Here is a 16883-nt window from a genome sequence, read left to right on the forward strand (position 1 = left end):
CGGTTGACACGCTGGGCCACTTGCTGGCCGCGCTCGTTACCCCGGCCACCGCCCAGGACCGGGCCCAAGTGGCCGCCCTGGCCAAAGAAGTGCAGGCCGTCACGGGCCAAACCGTTACCCTGGCTTACGCCGACCAAGGCTACACGGGCCAGGAGCCGGCGCAGGCCGCAGCCCAGCACGGCATTGACTTGCACGTGGTCAAATTGCCGCAGGCCAAAAAAGGCTTCGTGTTGCTGCCCAAGCGCTGGGTCGTCGAACGCTCCTTTGCCTGGGCCGCCCGGTTTCGACGATTAGCGCGCGATTACGAACGCCTCGCTACGACCTTGGAAGGCATTCATTACCTCGTCTTTNCTGAAGGGGCTCGAGCTGCGTCTGGGTTGCGCCCTGCCTCCTTCCTACCGGATGTTTTTAACTACCTCCAATGGCTTCGGTCCCCTCGACTACTTTATCTGGGACCTGAAGCCTGTAGCGGAGGTAGATTGGCTAATAAACGCAGATAGGGAACTGGTAGAATTATGGGGGAAAGGTCTTGAGACTGAGCCAGCCATTTCAGAAGCCGACTATTTTAATCCTGAGAATATGCAAAGTGCTACCCACATGCGCGTGGAGTACATGCGGAGCTGTCTGATGATTTCGGATTGGGGTGATGCCGGCTTCTTAGCACTGAACCCCGCAGTGCAGCACAATGGCGAATGGGAGGCATGGCACTTTGCCACTTGGCACCCAGGTGCCGAGCGTTACCACTCATTCGCTGAGCTAATGATGGACACTTTACAGGTATATCGGGAGCTTAAACAAGAGGGGTAGATATGTTTGAAACGCTAATGTTTTCATAATTCCCAAAGCACCAATGTCTCTTAAACCCTTCCTCCACGCCGCCTGCTTGGCCTTCGTCGAGCAGCGCATCGCCGCCGCCCGCGCCGCCATGGAAGCCGCCCAGGAGTCGGCACTGTCCAATACCAAGAGCAGCGCTGGCGACAAGTACGAAACCAGCTGCGAGAAGAAGCATGTGGTACCAGCCGTAACTTGAGGCGCCACTTTCCTCTCCTCTCGTTCTGATTTATGGGATTTATTGATTTTGTTAAAAAGAAAAAAACAAGCGCTGCCCCAGAGGAACCACTAAGAAACTACCCGCAGATGCTAACCGCCAAGCTGCTGTTTGCTAACAGGCCAGGAGTTGATAAGGAAAGCGTCATTAGTGGACTAAGGGCCACTTATTCCCAGGTTTACAGTCCCGATTCAGAAGAGTCTTTGCTCTATTTCTTTCCTGAAATTGAAGTGAAGCTTGAGGATGGCGTCATTGCCGCACAATGCATGGTGCTTTTCCCAAATGCAGACAACGAGAAGGCTGAGATAGCGCCAGAGGCACTTCAGCAAAACTGGTATTGGGAAGAGGTAGCAACTGTTGCGGCAACATGCAAGTATGAAGTCTTAGCTTCTGACTTCATGACTAGGACATTAGATTATAAATCCCGTCTTACTCTATTCATGAACTTCCTGGCCGTTCTGACTCGTACAACTAATCCGCAGGCAGTGTATTCGGTAGGTGCTCAAAGATTAATTGAGCCCAATGATTTCGTCGAGTCCTGGACCAACGCTTCCCAGCAAGCCTTGAATGGGTTGGTAAATGTGCGGCTGTTCAATATTAGCAATGGGGCGGCTAGCGAAATCCTGATGGATACGGTAGGACTACACTTATTAGGATTGCCAGATTTTCAAATTCGGTTTTCGAATTTAGACGAGAGTGCTGTTGGGCAAACCTTATGGAACTATGCCTACTATGTGTATGAGCACGGTGATATTATTACCGATGGAAGCACAATTCAGGGCCTGACGCCACAGTCGAAATGGAAATGCGAACGGCAACTAGCATTAGTTGCCCCTGAGCGAGTAGTTATCCATTTGCAGCCTTCCTAAATGAGCCTGTCCAAACCCGCCCTCCACACCGCCTGCCAGGCCTTCATCGAGCAGCGCATTGCCGCCGCCCGCGCCGCCATGGATGCCGCCCAGGAGTCGGCGCTGTCCGATACCAAGAGCAGCGCCGGCGACAAGTACGAAACCGGCCGTGAGATGGCCGGCGCCGAGCGCGAGCGCAACGCCGCCCAACTTCTGCAGGCCCAGCAGCAGCTAGCCGAGCTCAACCGCATCAGCCCCGACGCGGCCTGCGACACCGTGCGCCCCGGTGCCCTGCTGCGCACCAGCCTGGGCTGGTTTTACCTAGCCATCAGCGCCGGCAAGCTGGTGGTGGAAGGGCAGGAGGTATTTGCCGTGTCGGCCGCCGCGCCCGTGGCCCTGGCCCTAAAAGGCAAGCGGGCCGGGGAGGAGGCCGTGTTTAATGGCAAAGTGCTGCGGGTGGAAGAGGTCCGGTAGAAGCCCCACCCCCGGCCCACGCCGCTTGATGCGCGGAATCCGGCGGGGGAGGGGAGCCTATTTCGGTAGCGCTATTTAACTGTTGAAAACAAAAAGGTCCGCCGCGAAAGCGGCGGACCTTTTTGCTTAATTCAATCGTCAGGCTCCCCTCCCTACAGGGGAGGGGCCGGGGGTGGGGCTAATTCCAGCCCCCTCCACTCGCCGGGTCGGCCTTATCGGCATCGGGCTTGAGTAGGCGGAACTCCACCCGGCGGTTTACGCGGGCATCGTCTTCCGTTATTTCGTCTTTCAGGGGTTTGCTGGAGCCGTAGCCAAAGCTTTCGATGCGGGTGTTGGGCAGCTTGCCCTTCTTTTCGATGTAGCGCCGGATTTCCTCGGCCCGGTCCTGCGACAGCTTCTCGTTTACTTCCGGGTCGCCGCTGGTGTCGGTGTGGCCCGAGATGCTGAGCCGGAAGGTGGGGTGGTCGACCAGAAACACCGCAATGCGGTCCAGGGTGGGGAGCATGGCCGGGAGGATAGTCGACTTACCCGCCTCAAACTCGATGTTCTTGAAAATCAGCGGTAGCTTGTAATCTATGCTGTTGGTGAGCAGGGCCATTACCGTGTCGCCCTTCAGCTCAAACTGCTTTTCCACGCTGAAGAAGTCGGGGCTTTGAATCAGCATGGCGTAGTGCGAGCCCTCAATCAGGTCGAAGTCGAAGGTGCCGTCGGGGCGGATGTACTTGCTGGCCACCTCAATGCCGTTGTCGGTGTCGATGATGCTGACGATGCCTTTGAGCGGCCTGCTCGATACGGAGTCCAGCAGCGTGCCTTCTACGTGGGTGGTGGCCAGGGGCTGGGCCTCCATGGGCAGGGGGAAGGAATACAGGTCCAGGTTCTGCATGTCCTTGGGCTCGGAGCGGGCGTAGTACAGGTTTTTCGACTGCGTATCAATGGTAAAGTAATACTCCGAGCCTTTGCCGTTTACCAGTGGGCCAATGTTTTTGGGCTCCTGCCAGCGGCCGTGCACGCGGTAGGTTTTGTAGATGTCGAAGTCACCGAAGTTGAGCAGCTGCCCCCGCGAGCTGAAGTACAGCACGTGGTAGAGCGGGTGGTAGAAGGGGCTGACCTCGCTTTCGCGGGTGTTCACCACCGGGCCCATGTTTTCGGCCGGGCTCCACTGCCCGTTTTTCAGCTTGCGGGTAAAGTAGATGTCGCTCAGGCCAAAGCCGCCCAGGCGGTCGGAGGCGAAGTACAGGGTGTCGCCGCCCTGCGAGAGCGTGGGCTGCGAGTCCCAGGCCGGGGAGTTCACCAGCGGGCCCAGGCTTTTGGGGGCGCCCCACTTGCCGTCCTTGCCCTTGGTGGCCGTAAACAGGTCGCAGTTGCCGCCACAGCCCGGGCACTCGCAGCGGGCAAAGAAGATGGTGTTGCCATCCTTGCTGAAGCAGGCCGAGCCCTCGTTATAAGGCGAGTTGATAGGCTTGGGCAGGGGCTCAGCATCGGTCCAGTACGTGCCCTCGCGGCGCGACACGTACAGGTCTTCGTCCACCTGCTCGGTGATGCCGCGGCGCTTGCGCTTGCTGCTGAACAGCATCACCGTGTCGTTGCCGGCCAGGGCCGGGCCGTAGTCGGGGGCGGCGCTGTTCACGGCCTCGCCCATGCTGGTATACACGCCCTTGGGCGGGTGAAAGGTGTTGAGGTTCTTGCGGTACTCCACCAGCTCGTAGTACGTTTTCAGGGGCACGTACAGGTCGGCATCTTTCTGCTCCAGCGAGTCGTAGTAGAGTTGTACCTTTTTAATATTGGTGCGGTGGTGCTTCAGGGCCAGGCGGAAGTAAGCTTTGGCTTTCTCGTGCTGGCTGCTGTCGCGCTCAAACAGCTGGCCCAGGTGCCAGAGCAGGTCGGTGTTGCGGTAGAAGTTCTGAATGCCGAACTGGGCCACGTACTTTTCCAGCAGGATGCGGGCCGTGCGGTAGTCGCGGCGCTTTTCAGCCTTGTTAATGGCCTTCAACGCTTTCTTGTCTTCGAAGTAAGGCAGCTTGTTGATGTTGATAAAGTCCGGGGTGGCGTCGGGCCGCAGGCGCAGCCGGCGTACGGTGCGCTCGTCGATGCCGCGCACGCGGTAGGTGCCCGGGGCAATGGCTGGCTTGGCCGGGGCTTTCATCGCCGGCTTTGCCGTCGGGTTGCTGCGGGGGGTGGCCGAGGGGCCGCCGCTGGTAGTGTCGGCCGAAGGCGTAGCTGCTGCCGGCTGCTTTTTCACGGGCCGGCGCTGCGCCAGGGCACCAGGCGCCGCCGCCATGCCAAGCAGTAAAACCAGGCAGAATAAAAGTCGGCAACGCAACGAAAAGAACATACTGGGAGGTAGAAAGATAATACCGGGTGCAAGTTGCCAACAAATTTGCAATTTTCGGTGCTGCGGTTGGCCTCAGGTGCCAGATTAGTGCGCCGCTTTGACCACTCCGGCCTGGCTTGGCACGGCCCTTGACGCCTTCCCCGACGTAGGGGACGTATCTTGTATTCCCCTTTTTCTGCCGCCGCGGGCTGTCAATCTGACACGCGCCGTTGTTGCTCCGGCTTAACCTACTTTCAATGCGCCACGCATCTGCCGCCTCTTCGCCTGCTTCCCTGTACTTGCTTGGCGACCCTTCTTCTCAGCCCGAAGCCATTGCCATTATGGCTGCCGACCCCGACCACCTGCTGCGCGGCGACGACGCCCCGCCCACGCTTGCTATCCTGCCGGTGCGCAACACGGTGCTGTTTCCCGGCGTGGTGCTGCCCGTCACGGTAACCCGCAAGAAAAGCGTGCGCCTGGTGCGCCGCGTATACGCCGCCGACAAGCTCCTGGGGGTGGTGGCCCAGCAAAGCCCCGATGCCGACGAGCCCTCCGTGGATGAGCTGCACAAGGTGGGCACCCTGGCCCGCATCCTTAAGCTGCTGGAGCAGCCCGACGGCAACATCACCATTATCCTGCAGGGGCAGGTGCGCTTCAGCATCGAGGAGGAGCTGAGCTACACGCCCCAGCTCACGGCCCGCGTTTCCTACTTCCCCGAAACTGCCCTCAACCCCGACGTGCCGGCCGAGTTTGGCTTGCTGCAGGCCCTGCGGGAGGCAGCCACCAAGGTGCTGGAGCTCACGCCCGAGATTCCCATGGAAGCCCGGGCCATGCTCGACAGCATTCAGTCGCCGGCCTTTCTTACGCACTTCCTGTCTTCGAACGTGCAGCTCGACGTGGCGGCCAAGCAAAAACTGCTCGAGCAGCCCGACCCCGTGCAGCAGGCCCACCAGCTGCTCGAAGCCCTACTCAGCCAGGCCGAGCTGCTGGAAATCAAGCACGACATCCGCAACAAGACGCATACCGGCATCGACGCCCAGCAGCGCGAGTATTTTCTCCGGCAGCAGCTCAAAACCCTGCAGGACGAACTGGGGCAGGAGGGCCCGGAGCAGGACCTGGGCCGGCTGCGCGAGCGCGCCCTCACCAAGAAGTGGCCCGAAGCCGTGGCCAAGCACTTCGCCAAGGAAATGGAAAAGCTGTCCCGCTCCAACCCCATGGCACCCGACTACCCGGTGAGTTTGAACTACGTCGAGTTTCTGCTCGACCTGCCCTGGGCCGAGTACACCAAGGACAAGTTCAACCTTAAGCAAACCAAGAAAATCCTCGACGCCGACCACTTCGGTCTGGAAAAAGTAAAGGAGCGCATCCTCGAGTACCTGGCGGTGCTCAAGCTCAAGCAGGACCTGAAAGCCCCCATTCTCTGCCTGTACGGCCCGCCCGGCGTAGGCAAAACCTCCCTGGGCCGTAGCATTGCCACGGCCCTGGGCCGCAAGTACGTGCGCATGAGCCTGGGCGGGGTGCGCGACGAGGCCGAAATCCGCGGGCACCGCAAAACCTACGTGGGCGCCATGCCCGGCCGCATCATCGCCCAGATTAAGAAAGCCGGCGCCTCCAACCCGGTCATCATCCTGGATGAAATCGACAAGGTGAGCTCCGACTTCCGCGGCGACCCCAGCTCGGCCCTGCTCGAAGTGCTGGACCCCGAGCAGAATGCCACCTTCGTCGACAACTACCTGGAGGTGGAGTACGACCTCTCGAAGGTGCTGTTCATTGCCACGGCCAACTCGCTGGATACCATTCAGCCGGCCCTGCGCGACCGCATGGAAATCATCGACCTGACCGGCTACACCCAGGAGGAGAAAACCCAGATTGCCAAAAAGCACCTCTGGCCCAAGCAGCTGCGCGAGCACGGCCTGGGCGAGGCGGAAGTAAAAATCACGGAAGGCGCCCTGCATCGCGTGGCCGACGACTACACCCGCGAAAGCGGCGTGCGCGGCCTGGAGCGCAAGCTGGCCGGCCTGGCCCGCAACCTGGCCCGCCGCAAAGCGAGCAAGGAAGAGCTGCCCGCCACGGTGGACCCGGCCGAAGTGCGCAAAATTTTGGGTGCCCCCATCTTCGACCGCGACCAGTACCAGGACAACGACACCGCCGGCGTGGTAACGGGCCTGGCCTGGACCAGCGTGGGGGGCGACATCCTCTTTGTGGAAAGCCTGCTCAGCCGCGGCCGGGGCAAGCTCACCCTTTCCGGCCAGCTCGGCGACGTGATGAAGGAGTCGGCCATCACCGCCCTGAGCTACCTGCGCAGCCGGGCCGACGAAATCGGCATCGACCACCGCCTGTTTGAGCAGTACGACCTGCACATTCACTTCCCCGAGGGCGCCGTGCCCAAGGACGGGCCCAGCGCCGGCATTGCCATCTTCACCAGCATCGCCTCGGCCTACACCCAGCGCCGGGTGCGGGCCAAGCTGGCCATGACCGGCGAAATCACCCTGCGCGGCAAGGTGTTGCCGGTGGGCGGCATCAAGGAGAAGCTGCTGGCTGCCCGCCGTGCGGGCATGACCGACATCATCCTCTGCCCCAAAAACCGCAAGGACATCGAGGAAATCGAAGCCGACTACCTGCAGGGGCTGACCATTCACTACGCCGACCGCGTCGACGATGTGCTGCGCGTGGCCCTGCTCGAAGAGCTGGTGCCTCGCCCCCAGAAGCTGCCCGTGCGCGATGAGCCCATGCCCGCCGCCGGCCCCAGCGTGGAGGTGCAATAAGCCCAAGTCCCGGAGCCCCGGGCTCTTGCGGCGCGGTTCCATGGGTCGTGGGCCGGCCTCATGTACCAAAGTGGCCGCTTGGCCGTTTGGGCTGCGCACATGCGCCTTCGGGCCGTATCTTAGAAGTATGAAGCAGCTTTTCGCGCGCCGCGTCGCCGGCTTTTTTCTTTTGTTTGGCACCATGACGGCCCTGCCCGCCGCCGCCCAGCTGGGCGGACGAGCCGTGTTTCCGTTCCTGGACTTGCCGGCCGGCGCGCAGCAGGCTGCCCTGGGCGGTACCAACGTGTCGAACCGCAACGACGACACTTCCATGCTCTTTGCCAACCCCGCCTTGCTGAACGATGAGATGGACGGTCGCCTGGCTCTGAGCTACGTGGCCTACATCAACCAGATGCGCCAAAGCACAGCAGCCTATGTGTTTAACACCCAAAAGCTGGGCCGCTTCGGGGTGGGGATTAACTACTTCAACTACGGGGATATAGAGGGCTACGACCCGGCCGGCAACAGCCTGGGCACGTTTACCGTGAGCGACTACACCGTGGGCGTAACCGACTCTTACACCAAGGGCAAGTTCACCTTCGGAGCCACTGCCAAGCTGGCCGTGTCCAGCATCGACGGCAGCCGTTCGGTGGGCGGCGTGGCCGATGTGGGTATCGTATACAAGCACCCCAAAGAAGACTTCACCGTGGGGCTGGCCGTAAAAAACGCCGGCTACCAGTTCACGCCCTTCCCCGGCACCGAGCGCGGCCGCCTGCCCCTCGACGTGCAGCTGGGCGCCACCATCAAGCCCGAGCACATGCCGGTGCGCTTTTCTCTCACGGCTCACCACCTGCAGCAATGGGACATTCAATACCTCGACCCCAATGCCCGCGGCGACCTCGACGAGGACGGCAATGAGAAAAAGGCCAGCAAAAGCTTCGGCGACAACCTGGCCCGCCACTTCACGGCCAGCGCGGCGCTGGTGCTTGGCAAAGGCCTGCAGTTCCGGGTGGGCTACAACCACCTGCAGCGGCGGGAGCTGGCCCTGGTAAACACCAGCGGCAGCGCCGGCCTCAGCTTCGGCGCTATGGTGCGCGTGGCCGGCTTCCAGCTCGACTACACCCACGCCGTGCTGCACGCCGCCGGCTCCAGCGAGTACTTTACCCTGGCCCGCAACATCGACACGCTGTTTAAGAAAAAGGATGGCCAGTAATTTCTTACACGCAGGGTTTCGCAGTGGTTAAAAACGTAGTGGTTCCGCAGTGGACGTTCGATGAGTAGAACGACACTGCGGAACACTGCGTTTTTACCCATTGCGAAACCTGCGTGAAATAGTACCTACCCACATGCTCAACGAATCCTTCCTTACCCCGGCCCAGATTGTGGCCGAGCTCGATAAATACATCATTGGCCAGCACGAGGCCAAGCGCTACGTGGCCATTGCCCTGCGCAACCGCTGGCGCCGCCTGCACGCCCCCGCGGCTATGCAGGCCGAGATTGTGCCCAACAACATCCTTATGATTGGGGCTACCGGCGTGGGCAAAACCGAAATTGCCCGCCGCCTGGCCCACCTCGCCGATGCGCCCTTCGTGAAAGTGGAGGCCAGCAAGTTTACCGAAGTCGGCTACGTGGGCCGCGACGTGGAAAGCATGGTGCGCGACCTGGCCGAGCAAAGCGTGAACCGCGTGAAGGCCCGTCGCCAGGAGGAAGTGAAGGCCCAGGCCGCCCAAGCCGTCGAGGAGCTTATTCTCGATGCCCTCATTCCGCCCGTGCCCCGGCCCGCCGGCATGAAACCCGGTGGCCTGGGCTTTGGGAGCAGTGGGGGAGGAGAGGAAGACATGCCCCAGACCGATGCTGAGCTCAACGAGCGCACCCGGGAACGGTTCCGCGAGAAAATCCGCAACGGCGAGCTCGAAGAGCGCCGCATCGAAATCAACGTGGTACAGCCCGGGCCCAGCATTGGCGTGATGGGTGCGCCTCCCGGCATGGACGAAGCGGCAATGTCGGGCCTGCAGGACATGCTGGGCAACATGCTGCCCAAGAAAACCCGCAAGCGCAAGGTTACCGTGGCCGAGGCCCGCAAGCTGCTGCTGGAGGAGGAAGCCGCCAAGCTCGTCGACATGGACGAAGTAAAGGACGAAGCCCTGCGCCAGGCCGAAAACGCCGGCATCATCTTCATCGACGAGATTGATAAGGTGGCCACCAGCGGCGGCAGCGGCAAGGGCGGCCCCGACGTCAGCCGCCAGGGCGTGCAGCGCGACCTGCTGCCCATCGTCGAAGGCTCGGCCGTGAATACCAAGTACGGCATCGTCAACACCGACCACATCCTGTTCATTGCCGCCGGCGCCTTCCACGTCTCCAAGCCCTCCGACCTCATTCCTGAGCTGCAGGGCCGCTTCCCCATCCGTGTCGAGCTGCAAAGCCTGAGCAAGGACGACTTCTTCCGCATCCTGAAAGACCCCAAGAACGCCCTCACCAAGCAGTACGAAGCCCTGCTGAAGGCCGAAGACGTAGAGTTGACCTTCGACGACTCGGCCCTGGAGCGCCTGGCCGAAATTGCTTCGGAGGTGAACGCCGAAATCGAGAATATCGGGGCCCGCCGTTTGCACACCGTCATGAGCCGCCTGCTCAACGACATTCTCTACGATGTGCCCGACAAAATCGGTCCTAATGCCCACATCCAGATTACCGCCGCCCTGGTTGATGAGCGCCTGGCCGACATGGTCAAGAACCGCGACCTAAGCCAGTATATCCTTTAAGACCTGTGCTTTGGGATAAAAAAAAGCCCCCGCCGTAAGGCAGGGGCTTTTTTTATGAAGTCGAAACCGCTCGCTATTGAGTGATAACGGCACTAAAGAAGCGCCGCTCCGTCGAGTTGTCCGGGTTGATGGCGTCAACTTCCAGAATGTAGGTATTGGCAGCCCGGCTCGATGCTGGCATGGTGCCTGCACCTACCACAGCACCATCAGCAGCTGCCCGCACGGCAGTAGCAGGTACGTTTACTTGAGCAGCTCCACCGTTCACCGGGAAAGTGCCCAAATCTACGCGTCTGGCTACACCGCCAACACTGTAGGTGCTGGTAACCCGTACACTGGTAGCCGCCCCAACAACCCCTACTTTAAGGGTGAGGTTACCGGTTTTCCGGTAGTCAGCCGTGATTTTATCGACTTGGTCGTCGAAGATGATTTGCGACTTCGGCATTACGTTGAAGTCGGTTTCTTTTTTCTTACAGCCGGTGAGGCTAGCCACAGCCACCAGCAGTATCAGCAGTGGGCGAATTAGTTTATACATGGTCGGTTTTAAAATGAGGTGAGTTGGCGGGCCCCGGCTGGGGCCCGCTAACAAATGAAACGATTACCGGTCCCAGAAAACGGTGCGGTCGGTGAGGTTGGGACGAGCCGGCGTGTTCGCCGGGTTCGCCACCCGCTCCAGGTCGGGGTAGGGCAGCACCCGCAGAATGTTGGGCTGCAGTGCACCTACCGGCAGCGACAGGGCCGGGAAGCCCGTACGACGGTAATCAGTCCAGGGCTCAACGGCCACCCCAAAGTTGGCCACAAACTTCTCTTCGATAATCTGCTGAATGGCATTGCCAGCAGTCAGCGCCGGACGAGAAGCGATGTAGGTCATGATATCGGCTGCTGGTACGGAAGCCATGGTCATTGAGGCCGTGATACCAGCATTGAACGAGTTCTGGGCGCTGGCGAGGTTACCAGTGCGTGCGTAGTATTCGGCCAGAATGAAGTTGTACTCGGCAAAAGTGAGCATACGAACGGGAGCCGAGCCATCGTAGTCGTTGATGCCCATGCCCGTGCGTACGCCACGCAGGTAAGTACCCATGCGCGAGAAGCTGGTGTTGGGAGCACCGGCAGCACCAGAACCGTTCACGGCGCCGATGTAGCCGCCCGCAGGGGCGGTGGTCAGGAACGTAGTACGACGGGGGTCTGACTTCGTGTTCATCAGGTTCACCAGCGTAGCGCTGGGGAAGAACGTGCTGGGACGCGACTTTTCAAATTGGTCGATGGGGTTGTTCTTGTTGGCCGCTCCTTCGAAAGCAATTTGAAAGTTATCGGCGTTGCTGGTCATTACCGGCATCGACATCGGGCCAGCCGATAGAATGGCAGCAAAATCAGCATTGGCCGTAGTGGAGATGCGCGGAAAGCTGTGCAGGTACAGACGCAGCTTGAGCGTATTGGCGAATCTTTCCCACTTTACCAGGTCACCGGCATAAATGAGGTCGTCGGCCGACGGACGGAAAGCAGAGGGCTTCTTCAGATCGGCGATACCCGAGTTCAGCAAAGCGATAATGCCCGTGTATACATCCGAAGACGGGTCGTATTTCGGCTGAAAATTCTCCCCAAACTTAAGCGCTTCGGTAAACGGAATGTCGCCAAATGAGTCGACAGTTACCGAAAACAGGAAGCCTTTCATAATCTTGGCCACACCCGCATAGGCGGGGCTGGTGCCCTCAGTTTGGTCGGCCAGCTTCTGCAGGTCGGCCAATGCGCCACCGTAGATACCAGTCCGCCAGGCGTTATTAAGGTCGGTAGCCGTGATGTTGTACCGGTCGTACTCGGCTGTCTGAGTTCCGGAGCCGCCCTGACCAGAAAACTGCTGGGCAATAAGGGAGGTATAGCGGTGCAGGTCAGACCCCATCAGGAAGCCCGTGTGGGCCTGTGCGGCTACCAATACGTTGGCCGGAGGTGCTTGTAGTACCGCGTTAGGGTTGAGGTTAACATCCAGGAATTCGTTGCAGGAGCTGAGAACAACCAGGCTGGCTGCCAGCACAAACGAACTTTTTCGGTTAAAAGCTTTCATGATTTAGAAGCTAGCAAAGGTTAGAAAGTGAGCCGAACGGAGCCGCCAAACGTGCGCGACTGTGGGAGGGCATTGAATTCCAGGCCCTGCGAGTTGCTTTGGCCCTGGGCGTTCACTTCGGGGTCGATGTGCGGAATGTTGGGAGCGTACAGGAACAGGTTGCGGGCGTTGATACCCAGCTCGATGCCACCCAGGAAGGTTTTGTCGGTGAGCGACTTGGGCAGGGCGTACGTGAGGGCGGCTTCGCGCAGGCGCAGCCACGAGGCGTCGAATACTACGAACTCGGCACGACCGAAACCATACAGGTCGTCATAATAGTTCTCAGCGGTAATCTGCACGTTGTTAGGTGCCAGCGAACCATCAGGCTGACGAATCACCCCATCGATAACGTAGGTCCGGTCGCGGTCGCCGGTTTCAATGGCAGCACCCTGGCGGCGCAAGTCGCTCACGTTACGCGAAATGATGTCGCCACCGTAACGGATGTCCAGCAGCGTGTTCAGGGTCAGGCCCTTATAAGAGAAGGTGTTGGTAATGCCACCCGTCCACTTGGGGTTGGGGTCACCTACAATCTGGTTGTCGGAAGCCAGTACGGCGCGGCCTTGCGGCGTGAGCAGCAAGCGGCCCTGAGGACGGCCTTTATCATCTACGCTCTCGCGCTGGAATACGCTACCGAAAATAACGCCATAGGGCTGGCCGGCAATCAGACGGGTGCTGGGCGTTACGAAGCCACCCAGGGTAATCTGGGTTACGCCAGGAGCCAGCTCCAATACTTTGTTGCGCACCCGCGAGAAGTTAAACGAGTTGCTGTAGGTAAAGTCGCCCAGCTTCAGCGGAATCGTGCTCAGCATCAGTTCAATGCCTTTAGCTTCCGACTTGCCGATGTTCTGGTAAGCATTGGTCAGGCCTGAGCCAGCCGCCACGGGAACAGCGAAGATGATGTCGGAGCTTTTCTGCTCGTAGTAGGTGGCCTCCAGGGCTACCCGGCCGCCAAAGAAGCTCAGGTCCGTTCCGAATTCGTAGCTGGTCGTGAACTCAGGTCCGAGGTTGGGGTTGCCGCCAACGTTGTCCAGCGACTGGCCAAGCTGTCCGCGGAAGGGGAAGGTAAGGCGTGGGCCAAAGCCGTCGGCGGGGACGTTGGTAGCATCGAAGTACGTATCGGTTACATACTCGGGGGCCTCGCGGCCCACCTGAGCGGCGGCCGCCCGCACCTTCACCAGGTTCACTACGCTGTTGTCTTTCAGCACGGGCAGGGCATCGCTGAGCACTACGCTGGCCGAGGCGCCGGGGTAGAAGTAGCTGCGCTTGCTTTTGCCGAAAGTAGACGAGTAGTCATTGCGGCCCGTCAGGCCCAGGAAAGCAAAGTTGCGGTAGGCAAGCTGCAAGTCACCGTAGAAGCCCACCAGGCGACGCTTATTGCGGGTAGCGAAGGGCTGGAAGGTCTTGGTGTTGGTAATGTTGTCAAAGCCACGAACCTGAATGTCGGTACCAACAATGCCAATGTCCGTGCTGGCGCGTTGGTTGATTTCATTGCCCAGCAACAGTCGCACACCAAAGTCTTCGGTGAGGTTGCGCTTCAGCGTAAGGTTCAGGTAAGAGCTGGTTTCCGTACGGCTGTACGACTCGTCGAGAATGTTACCCACGGCACCGCCGGCACCGCCAGCAATGTTAGAGCCCCGGCTGTCGCGCGCATTCACCGACTTGATGATTTGCGTGTACGTATCCGTGCCCAGCTTATAGTCTACCGACAGCCAGTTGGTGAAGTCGTAACCAATGCTGACATTGCCTACTACCCGGTTAATCTCGTCGTTGTAGGTATTGTACTTGATGGTCCACAGTGGGTTGTCATCGTTGCTGTACCAGGTGTTGTTCGGCGTGAACGTACCAACTACTGCCGCACCCTGCTGGCCACCATTCGGTTGCTCGAAGGGGTAGCGCTTTACGTCGTAGCTACGGGGCAGGAAGTACGTACGGAAGAAGGGGTTCACCAAGGCGTTGCCCTGCGGCGTACGCTGCGACTGGTTGTTGGTGTACACCACGTTCACGCCCGAGCGCAGCTTTTCCGTGAGCTGCGCGGTACCGTTGAAGGTAAGGGTATTCCGGGTCAGCTTGTTGTTATCAAGAATGCCGATTTCGTTTAGGTTGCCATAGGCAGCATAGTAACGGGTTCTTTCAGTAGCGCCCGAGAGAGCGAGGTTGTTTTGAAAGTTGGAACCCGTCTGGAAGATGTCCTTAACGTTGTTCGGGTTAATGGTCAGCACTTCGTCTTCGCCCCGGAAGTTTTGTACGGTCTGACCGGTTACTCTAGGACCCCAGGACCCTTGGCTGAGCCGGTTGAATACCCCCTGGGTACCCTGGCCGTAGGTGTTCTGGTAGTCGGGCAGGCGGCCCACTTTCACCACGTTGTAGTTGGAGGTTACCGTTACGCTTTGCTTTTTGGCGCCCAGCGTAGCCCCTTTTTTAGTGGTAATGAGAATAGCGCCCGAAGCGGCGCGCGAGCCATAAAGTACAGCTGCGGCCGGGCCCTTGAGTACGGAAATGCTTTCAACGTCATCCTGGTTGATGTCGATGGCACGGTTGGAGTTGGCTACGCCGTTCTGCAGGGCATTTGTACCACCACCGTTATCAATCGGAATACCATCTACCACAAACAGGGGCTGGTTGCTGCCCGTGAAGGTCGTCATACCACGGATGAAGATGGCAGACGACGCGCCCACCATGCCACTGGAGCCTTGTACCCGAACACCGGCTACTTTAGCAGTCAGTGAGTTGGAGATGTTGGTTGCGCGGGCCTGGGTCAATTCCTGGTTTTTTACTTCAGAAACGGAGAAGCCTACCGCTTTTTTCTCCTGCTCACGGCCAAACGCCGTAACCACAATCTCGCTCAGTTCTCTTACGTCCTGAGCAAGGGCTACTGTGAACTGCGACTCGGTTCCGATACTCCGCTCCTGCGTGGCCATGCCCACCGAGCTAAACACCAAAGTGCCGCCCGCTTCAGGAACATTCAGCACAAAAGAGCCGTCAGAATTAGTCGACGTACCATTAGTAGTTCCCTTTACAAGGACGGTGACGCCGGGTAGACCATCACCGGTTTTTTGGTCTGTCACACGTCCAGAGATGCTCCGCGTCTGGGCCATCACCTGCTGGAACAGCGTGGTTATGAGCAGTAAGCTCATGAATAGAATTCTTTTCATGCAATAAAGAATTTGGGTTAGAAAAGTGAGTGAGTGTTGTAACGTGCAGGCAAATTAAGGCATTGTCAGCAAATGGGAGCATTGTGTTCATTTTTTCGCGTTTTTCGCCCCTTTCGTTTCGATTCCCTAAATAGTCCTGCCAATTCAAGAGTGCTGGGGACAGGGGAATGGTTGCAAAAGCTTATCAGCTTTTAAAACAAACATTTTCAGGTTGAAAAATGAGACTGAGCTCCGCTATAAAAGCAAGTAAAAGCTACAAGGCGAAACATTTGTTTGGCATTAACTATATTTTTATTGGATTTAATCAGAGTGACTTTTCACGTTTTCTATGCACGAATGAGTGCGCTAGATAAGTCAATTTGCCAAAAACAGCCATCTTGTTTGCTAAGCGGTATGCCAGTGCCGAAATGTGCTGGAGTATGGGAATTGCCAGCAACTTGGCCGAAGTCCGCAGAGACGGCCACACAGCACTGCACTTCCATGCAGTTGGAGTCAGATAAAGTGAGTGAGAACAAGCCGGTAGTCCGTTGACAGACGGTGCTGGGCTATGCCATTGGCTTTCCGCAACCATTAGTAGGGAAGCGGTGCCTGGCCTGCTATTGAGATGGGCACCGGCTCCCGGCAACCGCTTCCCATGTGCCAACTCTCTTAAAGAGGTACACCAAGTAGCAAATGCGCAGAAGTTCACCTTAGGGGGCTGCAGTTGTCAAAACCCTCTTTACCCACTAAACAGCTTGGCACCATAAAAAAACCCCGGCCGTTGTCGGCCGGGGTCAATCTGATTCGGTTTAGAAACTGCTGGGTCTTGCTTTATTGAGCACGACGAATGACAGCGGTAGCCGTGTAGGCCGCATTGGTAAACGTGCCGGTAGGTGCACCCACTGCATTCAGTGGGGTAAGAATGATGCGCTGACCACCTTCGGCAATGTATTCGAAGGTGAAGACAACTGCATCGCCAATAGCAATAAGGTTGTTAATACCATCGGGGTTCGCCACTGGAATTACCGGGTTAAGCGTTTCGCCATTATAGCGCTGCAGGCCAGCCAACAGCTCGGGGTAAGCAAGCTTAATGGTAACCGGGAAGGTTCTATAGGTACCAACCAGTACCCGCGGGCCCAGCACAGGCGCAGTGCCGATAACGCGGGAGTAGCTTTTGTACACTTCCACGGCCTCCAGCTTAAGGTCGCGCTGCTCGGTGGGGCTAAACTTGAACTCAAACTCCTGACGGCGGCGGCGAGGTACATTAGCGGCGCGCACCGAGTCGAAATTGATAAAGTTTTTGCCGGGCGTCAGCACCGGGAAAATGACGGGCATGCTCTTAAAGGCCGGAGCTGGCATGCGGCTCTTGTCTTGGCAGGAGCTAAGCGTGGCGCTGAAACCCACAAGGGCCAGCAAGCCAAATACAATATTTTTCATGAGAGAAAGTCTGAATGATGGTAAAGTAAGTACGGG

Annotated in this window: 11 protein-coding genes and 2 pseudogenes; 8 read left to right on the plus strand and 5 right to left on the minus strand. The window is 58.6% G+C overall.

What is annotated here, in order from left to right; genetic code table 11:
- The 5 genes and pseudogenes from ABD919_RS00530 to ABD919_RS00550 all read left to right on the plus strand — a co-directional run.
- Window positions 1–350: pseudogene (locus ABD919_RS00530) on the plus strand (transposase); the annotation flags it as partial.
- Window positions 351–384: 34 nt separating this feature from the next.
- Window positions 385–807 (plus strand): hypothetical protein, encoded by a 423-nt coding sequence (locus ABD919_RS00535; protein WP_345233088.1) that lies wholly within the window; start codon window positions 385–387, stop codon window positions 805–807.
- A 43-nt stretch (window positions 808–850) separates the two neighbouring features.
- Window positions 851–991: pseudogene (locus ABD919_RS00540) on the plus strand (3-oxoacyl-ACP synthase); the annotation flags it as partial.
- 71 nt (window positions 992–1062) lie between these two features.
- Entirely contained in the window at window positions 1063–1917 is an 855-nt protein-coding gene (locus ABD919_RS00545) for a DUF4261 domain-containing protein (protein ID WP_345232806.1), read from the plus strand.
- Window positions 1918–2370, plus strand: a complete 453-nt coding sequence (locus ABD919_RS00550; RefSeq protein ID WP_345232808.1) for a 3-oxoacyl-ACP synthase — start codon at window positions 1918–1920, stop codon at window positions 2368–2370.
- A gap of 178 nt (window positions 2371–2548) precedes the next feature.
- On the opposite strand, the gene ABD919_RS00555 is transcribed toward ABD919_RS00550, so the two are convergent.
- On the minus strand, window positions 2549–4648 hold the full coding sequence (locus tag ABD919_RS00555; RefSeq protein ID WP_345232810.1) for an OmpA family protein: 2100 nt from the start codon (window positions 4646–4648) through the stop codon (window positions 2549–2551).
- Between the two features lie 374 nt (window positions 4649–5022).
- On the opposite strand from ABD919_RS00555, the gene lon reads away from it, so the two are divergent.
- From lon to hslU, 3 genes are all read left to right on the plus strand, one after another.
- Window positions 5023–7446 (plus strand): endopeptidase La, encoded by a 2424-nt coding sequence (lon, locus tag ABD919_RS00560; RefSeq protein ID WP_345233090.1) that lies wholly within the window; start codon window positions 5023–5025, stop codon window positions 7444–7446.
- Window positions 7447–7573: 127 nt separating this feature from the next.
- Window positions 7574–8638, plus strand: coding sequence for a type IX secretion system protein PorQ (gene porQ / locus ABD919_RS00565; RefSeq protein ID WP_345232812.1), 1065 nt, complete (start codon window positions 7574–7576; stop codon window positions 8636–8638).
- A 133-nt stretch (window positions 8639–8771) separates the two neighbouring features.
- Entirely contained in the window at window positions 8772–10184 is a 1413-nt protein-coding gene (gene hslU, locus ABD919_RS00570) for an ATP-dependent protease ATPase subunit HslU (protein ID WP_345232814.1), read from the plus strand.
- Window positions 10185–10257: 73 nt separating this feature from the next.
- Here the strand turns inward: hslU and ABD919_RS00575 are convergent, their stop codons facing one another.
- From ABD919_RS00575 to ABD919_RS00590, 4 genes are all read right to left on the minus strand, one after another.
- Window positions 10258–10716, minus strand: coding sequence for a hypothetical protein (locus ABD919_RS00575; RefSeq protein WP_345232816.1), 459 nt, complete (start codon window positions 10714–10716; stop codon window positions 10258–10260).
- Between the two features lie 63 nt (window positions 10717–10779).
- Window positions 10780–12240 (minus strand): SusD/RagB family nutrient-binding outer membrane lipoprotein, encoded by a 1461-nt coding sequence (locus tag ABD919_RS00580; RefSeq protein ID WP_345232817.1) that lies wholly within the window; start codon window positions 12238–12240, stop codon window positions 10780–10782.
- A 20-nt stretch (window positions 12241–12260) separates the two neighbouring features.
- On the minus strand, window positions 12261–15431 hold the full coding sequence (locus ABD919_RS00585) for a SusC/RagA family TonB-linked outer membrane protein (protein WP_345232819.1): 3171 nt from the start codon (window positions 15429–15431) through the stop codon (window positions 12261–12263).
- Between the two features lie 810 nt (window positions 15432–16241).
- A complete protein-coding gene (locus ABD919_RS00590) occupies window positions 16242–16847 on the minus strand; it encodes a hypothetical protein (protein WP_345232821.1) in 606 nt (201 codons plus the stop codon).
- Window positions 16848–16883 lie beyond the last annotated feature (36 nt).

The organism is Hymenobacter saemangeumensis (genome assembly GCF_039541835.1).
In the GTDB taxonomy this organism is placed as follows: domain Bacteria; phylum Bacteroidota; class Bacteroidia; order Cytophagales; family Hymenobacteraceae; genus Hymenobacter; species Hymenobacter saemangeumensis.

What these genes read in the sequence shown, in the direction of transcription:
- lon (WP_345233090.1), top strand. Translation starts at nt 5,023, where the DNA reads ATGGCTGCCGACCCCGACCACCTGCTGCGCGGCGACGACGCCCCGCCC.
- ABD919_RS00575 (WP_345232816.1), bottom strand. Translation starts at nt 10,716, where the DNA reads ATGTATAAACTAATTCGCCCACTGCTGATACTGCTGGTGGCTGTGGCT.
- ABD919_RS00590 (WP_345232821.1), bottom strand. Translation starts at nt 16,847, where the DNA reads ATGAAAAATATTGTATTTGGCTTGCTGGCCCTTGTGGGTTTCAGCGCC.
- ABD919_RS00580 (WP_345232817.1), bottom strand. Translation starts at nt 12,240, where the DNA reads ATGAAAGCTTTTAACCGAAAAAGTTCGTTTGTGCTGGCAGCCAGCCTG.
- ABD919_RS00555 (WP_345232810.1), bottom strand. Translation starts at nt 4,648, where the DNA reads ATGGCGGCGGCGCCTGGTGCCCTGGCGCAGCGCCGGCCCGTGAAAAAG.
- ABD919_RS00545 (WP_345232806.1), top strand. Translation starts at nt 1,063, where the DNA reads ATGGGATTTATTGATTTTGTTAAAAAGAAAAAAACAAGCGCTGCCCCA.
- ABD919_RS00585 (WP_345232819.1), bottom strand. Translation starts at nt 15,431, where the DNA reads ATGAAAAGAATTCTATTCATGAGCTTACTGCTCATAACCACGCTGTTC.
- ABD919_RS00550 (WP_345232808.1), top strand. Translation starts at nt 1,918, where the DNA reads ATGAGCCTGTCCAAACCCGCCCTCCACACCGCCTGCCAGGCCTTCATC.
- porQ (WP_345232812.1), top strand. Translation starts at nt 7,574, where the DNA reads ATGAAGCAGCTTTTCGCGCGCCGCGTCGCCGGCTTTTTTCTTTTGTTT.
- hslU (WP_345232814.1), top strand. Translation starts at nt 8,772, where the DNA reads ATGCTCAACGAATCCTTCCTTACCCCGGCCCAGATTGTGGCCGAGCTC.